Below are 6,813 nucleotides of genomic sequence, written 5' to 3' on the forward strand. Positions count from 1 at the left end.
ATACGAATCGCATAAATTCAACCAAGAAACAGATCATTTGGATAAAGACGATATCGTTGTTCTTTACACAGACGGCGTTATAGAAGCCACTTCAAAAGAGAATGAATTATATGGGGAAGAACGCTTCTTGAACATTCTTCGATCTTGCCCTTCTGAAAATGTGGAAGATATTCTCAATTTCGTGCTTGTGGATCTGGAAAAATTTCAAGGCGAAAATCAATTCGATGATATTACTTTGCTTTTGCTAAAACGAAAAATCTGATTTGTTATGTCCATATTTTGAAACTCGAGCTGCTTTACTCTTTTTGTCAACGGAAGTCGAAATGACCACAAAATCGGAAGTTTATTTTCCCACACTTTGACTAATTTTTGTTTGCCCTGCTTGCCCTATGAAATGTCTTTATTTTTTTTATTTATCCTGTGAAATGCTTTTATCTGTTTTATTTCACTGGGATTTCATCGGGGTGAAATGCCTTTTATTTTCTATTTCTATAGGGTCGAGTTTTTTTAATTGATTTTGAAAAAAATAGCCCAGTCATTTATGGCTGGGTTTTTAAAGCAAAAAAAATAATCCAGGGCGTTTACGCCCTTATAAAAAAACAAATAAATTTGCTCGCAGGTCGCAGTTCTGGCTAATTGGCAAATGCAAATATTTTGAAACTCGAGCCGCTTTACTCTTTTCGACACGACTCGGGTTTTCGTTCACTTTGCAAAAAAAAATCCCGACTCGAACGCAACAGACGACGTCCGAGTCGAGTTTTTTTTTAAAATGGTACACCCACAGGGACTTGAACCCGGAACCTACTGATTAAGAGTCAGTTGCTCTACCGATTGAGCTATGGGTGCACTAATAAATTATTCTATCTAATTTTTAGTAAGCGTTTTACTTGGGGAGTGCTATCTCGTGTCAATAATTTGTAAAAATAAATTCCGTTTGCTACCTGATTTCCCAGTTTATCCGATCCGTTCCAAGTTGCCATAAATTTATGCTGATTTGTATTTGGATAATCCACTTTTTCCGGATTTAAAGTATTTACCAATTGCCCCTTTATATTGAATATTTTTATATGGGCAATTTCATCAGCATTTTTGGTGGTAAAAGAAATTGTTGTGGAAAAATTAAACGGATTTGGATAATTCTGATCAAGGGTAAAATCCTCTGTTTGTTCTGGTGGTTGTTCAACAGATTGAATAACATTATCGCTATAATTTCCAGTTCGGTGAATATTTCCACGGTAGATTGACCAGGGAGTAAGAGAACCGCGTGGTTTTTTGTAATCCCAAATAGAAATTCCGGTATCATTCCCACAAGCAATTTCGAAATCTCCATCTCCATCCAAATCACCAAGGGCAACAGGACTGCTGAGTGAGATATCATTTATAATCGGGAATTCGCTGAGGATTTCACCTTCCTGAGTATAACCCATGAGAAAATTACCAATGGTTGAGGTGATGATCTCAATCTGACCATCATCGTCAATATCTGCGGCAATCGGGCTGTATTTAGTATTTCCACCAACAATTACGGGCCAATTATTCAGAAAATTTCCGGATTCATCCACAAGACCAAGCGAACCGGAAATCGTGTTAAAACCGAATAAAAATTCATCGGGTGCGGATTCAAATGCAATCAAAGAAGATATAATGTTTGCAGAAACATCCACGGTTGATAAAATTTCACCAAATCCATTTGCCATGAAAAATTTGTTGTCATTATTTGCAAAAACGATGCTGTTATCATTATAAATAATCGGAGACGACCAGATAGCAGATTGTGTTTCTATCGGAAAATCTGATAAGGCTGTTCCGGCTTCATTGATCGCAAACAAATTTCCAGTGGTAGTACCGAAAAGGAAATCTTTTATGCCGTCTTCGTCAACATCTCCGATTGCCGGACTTGTAGTAATGATTTCTCCAACATCAAACGGAAATCCGGGATAATCATCACCGGAAGATGTAAGAACATACAATTTTCCATTGACAGAAGGAGCAATTATCTCAAGCAAATTGTCATCATTAATATCGGAAAGAGCAGGAGTACAGTTAAATATTTCAGCGGTTTCGTATTCAAAAAGAATGTTTCCGGAATTATCTACAGCAATAATTTTCCCGTCATAAGTTGCAATTACAGCTTCATATTCAGAATTGTTATTAATATCTCCGACTGCAAGACTTGTTTTGACTTCAGCATTAAGGTTCACCGGAAAATTAGCAGAAACAGTTGCATCCGATTCAATAGAATACAGATTTCCTCCGGCATCCACAACTACCACCTCATTCTCGCCGTCATTATCAAAATCAATAATCAAGGGAGAACAATTCACGTTATAACCGAGATATTTGGGCCAGTTCAATTGCTCAATAGAAATTGAAAAATGACGAGTAAATGATTTTTCAAACGGATATTGGGATGAACTGTTTGAATTGATCACTAGCTCGAAAAAGATTTCCCCAAGAGGGCAATCGTCTGAAACATGAAAAATTATCGGGTCATTTTCACCACTTGCTACTTGCCCTGGTAATATAACTCCGTAAAAAGCTGTGCTGTCTGAAAAAGTGAGTTCATCCCCTTCATAATGCATAACGAGATTGACATCAGTAGCCACTTCCCAGTCAGGAAGATTGGCAACATCTACTGTCATTCTAATTTCTTCACCCGGATTTATTACACCATCATTATCACCTTCCGGATCGTCATATGTGATTAGATCGGGTTCCAAGTAAGGAAAATTGCCACCTTCAGAAACGATGATCTCGCAATCAGGGTCACCAAAGAGGATAAGTTCATAATAGCACCATCTCATTACTCCGTTATTTACAGTGCCGAGCAGCTCTACTTTTGAATAATTATTACATTCACCCAATTTTTTTATATCTTCAGCATACAAACCGTCAAAAAATGTTCGGTCGAATTGCTGAGATGCACCTTCGATAGAACCGGGAGCATACCATCCGTATCTGGTATTGCCCACAAAAGCCATTAAACCATTTTCAACAGTAACAAGTTTTTCGCCAATTGATTCACCTGAATGGCTGGTTAATTCATCAAATGCTGCCGGATAACAGCCTTGGGTGTACACCATTCCAAATTCGTTATTTGAGAATTGTGCAGGTGTGCTGGGTGTCATCCCCATTAGTATTGAATAATTTGTATGCCCCATATGATTCATTATCCCGCATCCGCCGTCGATCATGTTGAAAACGCCTTGTTCAGAATAAGTTCCATCTCGCTGATAAAGAGTATAAAAATGATAATCATTTTCGGGAATTCTGCTTAAAACATCGTCCTTATAGTCGCCACCCCATGTAACCGGATTCCAATTCAGATTTTCACCAACCATACATGCCTTTTCAAGAGATGGACTAGGAGTTTCTTTATAAGAGACGATCTTGTTAAACATATTTGTAAAATCAGTTTCGTTATCTCCGGGAAGCCTTCCTATCGCAACTTCCGGAATAAAATCTACATCATCAGCAGGATATTCTCCATAAACGCCATTGCCATTGCTGTCCCAATCACTATCAAATTCGGAAAAATAAAGATCTGAAGGGATGGAGCCGATCGTATTGCCAACTTCACCATAAAGTTTGCGGACTGGGATAATTTCGTCATCACCACCAAGTAAAACGTATTGCAAAGGTGTATCGGTAGAATTCCAAGAAGTGTATGCATCAATCAAAAAATTTCTTAGTCTTGCTGCATTATCTAAACCGGTGTAATTCTCATAGATTTCTTCAATTGTGAAGATGGCAGAATTCAACCCATATCCATCCTTCCAATCTGCAAATGTTTGAAATATGGAGACGTATTCTTCGGATGTTACGATAAGATAATCGTGAGGATCATCGGGATTCACTAAGTCATCCGAAAATGCAGGTATGCTTTCTTTGCCAATATAAGATTGAAAGGCAGCGGTTTCATCGGAAATTTTCTCCATTGTAGCCTTCACTTCAGTGGAGCTGCACAGCATTCGGGATTGATGAACTGCAAGTTTTTCAATATATTCTGTAGAGATTTTTAGTGTCCAATCCGAAGAATATTGAACGATACCGGATTTTGGTAAATATTTAATCGGAAATAATTTGATTATAGCAATGCTGTGTCCGGCATAAGTAAATGTGCCTAAATGCTCGTAATTCAGAGCAGGATAGGGATTGTCGGAATTATAAATTTTGGCATTCCTTTGTTGTAGAATATTCTGAGAAGAACTGATGGGTAACTGTTGCTTCGCAAAATCAAGTTTAAAATCTTGGGAAATTTGAATCCAATTTGAATTGTTTATATTTATTCCATTTATCTTTTCTCCGTAAGGTAAAAGTATTTTTGCGGTGAAATACGGAACGGCAGGTTCACCCGGTGAAATAATTTTTGAATTCAGGTTTGATTCGATTTTCCCATTTGTTAATATGGGTTCATCAAAATTGTAATTATAAGTTGTTTGATTGGCTGATAGGATAGAAAAACATAGTATAAAACCAGTCGCTATCAGCATAATTTTTTTATTCATAATATTTATCCTTTACTTTCTATATTTTTCGCAAAAAATTTGTAAACAGGAGTTCTATGTCAAATTTATTGTTCAGATATTATGTGTTTGGTTTAAAATTTTTCTTAACATCATTACGTGCTAAAACTCTCAGGAAAAGAGGGGATTATGTATTTTGGGGGAATGATCGTATTTTGCAAATTTATAATTTTAAGTGATTTTTGTTCTTTTTATCTGTATTTTTTCTTCGAATAAAGCAGTTCCGATAGTTGAGATCCCATTTTGGAAATTTTTCTATTTTTTTCAAATTTCCAGTTTTTAATAGTCTCTTTGGTAAGCATTACAAAATCTTTACTTCTCTCCTTAGCACCGAGTCCGTGCAAACTATTAACCAATTTTGTCATTGATACCCAGATAGTTTTTTGCCGCTTTTCATCCGCATCCACAAGCCACTCTCTGATATAGGGATAGACAATAGCAGGTTTTACCCTTGCAACCTGAATAATCGTATGAGTAATCTTTTTCTGAACCTCAATGCTTTCATCATCAATGATTTTTTCAATAAATTCCAGTACAAATTGGGGATCGTGGTAACACAAGTTCTCCAAGCCATGAAAAGATAGCGAACGCTTTCGTTCATCCGGGCTTTCAATCCATTTTAGCATATTTTTTTTCATCAGTTTTTGATTACTTTTCCAAAAAATATCAATAATATTTTCTGCTTCCCATTTTATTGAATCAAAGTATTCGCTGACAATATCTATCATTTTTTCGGGTTGAGAAGCATAATAATTATAGAAAAAGAATAATGCGGTTGCCCGAACAGGATATTCTTTTGAATCAAGAAGTTTTTTCATCACCGATTTAAGTTTGTTTGCGATGGGTGATTTTGCCAAATAGGAAGCGATAAACTCACGTCCGAAATAATTTGGACAATTTACAAGTTTGTTTAATTTTTTTTCTGCCGTTTTATTCGATTTTTTGAACTGATCAATAAAATCATGAATTTCCTCATATATTTCATTTTTTTCATTTCGGGATAATCTACCAATTTTTTTTACCATTAAAACCTTTCTTTGGAAATAGTTTATTTATTTGTAGCGTTCAAAAATATTGTCAAAGTATTGGCTGAGTAATTGTTTGCGATTGATAATATCTAAATTTGTTATAACTATTTCTCTAAAGGGGCACTTTCTGAAAGTGGGAATTCTCTGTCAAGTATCACTGATGATGTGCTGGGCGAACCGCACCATAAATACATATAATTTTTTAGATTTTCCGTAAGATTTATATAGTGTCTACTCTTAAAGTATAGATTGGACGCAGATGAACGCAGATTAAAACCGATTTTCGCAAGATAAAATTTTAATTATAAAAAGTGTAGTATCCCCGTTTAATGCTTTGTATTTTAATATTCAACAGGGGTTTATCTGCCGAATCAGTGCTTGCCCTGCTTGCCCAATGAAATGCCTTTTTCTTTTATTTATCCCGTGAAATGCCTTTATTTTTTTTATTTATCCTGTGAAATGCTTTTATCTGTTTTATTTCACTGGGATTTCACTGGGATTTCATCGGGGTGGAATGTTTTTGTATTTATATTCCACTTGAGATTTTTCGGCGTCCAATCATCCACCAGCTGGTGGAGGCATTGATAAAATAGTAGTTTACGGATGGACACTAGTTAGCGGTTTCACTCCAACGGATCGTTGCATTGTAAATCCAGACAACTCATAATGCGGAACTCATTCCCCCACCTTCACCATCTTTCTTACTACCGCATTTTTGCCATATTCCAGTTTGTAAAAATATGTTCCCGCTGAAACTTCATTTCCGTATCTGTCTTTCCCGTCCCAGATGATTTTGGTCTTTGCCCAAAACTCGTCTTTTTTTCCGTTGTATCTTTTTATTAATTGTCCTCTTACGTTGTAAATGGAGAGTTGATAATCTTCTACCCGCTCATAGTCTGTGGTGATGAATAATATCTCCGTTTCATCTTTAAAGGGATTCGGTTGGTTTTGGAATAAATATAATTTATGAATAAATGAAGTATCCGGATTATTTACTCCCTGTCCCTGATATTCATACGCTCCGATATCTATTCTGCCGTTGTAAATTCTTTGATTTCCTGCCAAATCCAGTTCCGGTAAATTTAGTCCCGTAGTATCCGGTGTGCCGGCGTTTATGCAGGGAGAATCTTCCGTGAGTTCATAACTGAACGGATCTCCGCCCACAAAGATTGGCTCCTCGTCTATGTTTCCCGGTCCCCAGTTGACTGTGCCATTGTTGTTTGTATTAATTGCATTAATTCCATTCTCAATATTGCAGT

At 36.4% G+C, this 6,813-nt stretch carries 4 protein-coding genes and 1 tRNA gene; 1 reads left to right on the plus strand and 4 read right to left on the minus strand.

Annotation, left to right across the window (positions count from 1 at the left end; translation table 11 throughout):
• Positions 1 to 262 (plus strand): PP2C family protein-serine/threonine phosphatase (locus U9P79_09020; GenBank protein ID MEA2104762.1); only part of this gene is annotated, 262 nt, incomplete at its 5' end.
• 508 nt (positions 263 to 770) lie between these two features.
• On the opposite strand, the gene U9P79_09025 is transcribed toward U9P79_09020, so the two are convergent.
• The 4 genes from U9P79_09025 to U9P79_09040 all read right to left on the minus strand — a co-directional run.
• Positions 771 to 846, minus strand: a tRNA-Lys gene (locus U9P79_09025).
• Between the two features lie 14 nt (positions 847 to 860).
• On the minus strand, positions 861 to 4,508 hold the full coding sequence (locus tag U9P79_09030) for a C25 family cysteine peptidase (protein ID MEA2104763.1): 3,648 nt from the start codon (positions 4,506 to 4,508) through the stop codon (positions 861 to 863).
• Between the two features lie 209 nt (positions 4,509 to 4,717).
• Entirely contained in the window at positions 4,718 to 5,551 is an 834-nt protein-coding gene (locus tag U9P79_09035; protein ID MEA2104764.1) for a DNA alkylation repair protein, read from the minus strand.
• 678 nt (positions 5,552 to 6,229) lie between these two features.
• A partial coding sequence (locus U9P79_09040) for a choice-of-anchor Q domain-containing protein (protein MEA2104765.1) occupies positions 6,230 to 6,813 on the minus strand: 584 nt, incomplete at its 5' end.

Source organism: Candidatus Cloacimonadota bacterium (assembly GCA_034661015.1).
In the GTDB taxonomy this organism is placed as follows: domain Bacteria; phylum Cloacimonadota; class Cloacimonadia; order JGIOTU-2; family JGIOTU-2; genus JAYEKN01.